Here is a 215-nt window from a genome sequence, read left to right as displayed (position 1 = left end):
GTCGTCCCAGCGACTCCGGGTCCAGGTCCGTGACGCCCTTCAGGAGCGCGAGCGCCTGGTCGGCCGGCAGCGGCTGCGGCGCGGCAGCGTCGATGAGCGCGCGCAGCGTGGCGCGCTCCTCAGACGGAAGCCCCATGTCCATGGCCGCATCCTCCCTCGCGCCGAGCCACGGCGTGGCGGAATTCGCGAGACCGGTCACCACGACCCGGTGCCGT

Source organism: Nocardioides sp. CPCC 206348, from assembly GCF_048654705.1.
Taxonomy (GTDB): Bacteria; Actinomycetota; Actinomycetes; order Propionibacteriales; family Nocardioidaceae; genus Nocardioides.
The sequence above is the reverse complement of the archived record's forward strand: the minus strand, read 5'-3'. Positions refer to the sequence as shown.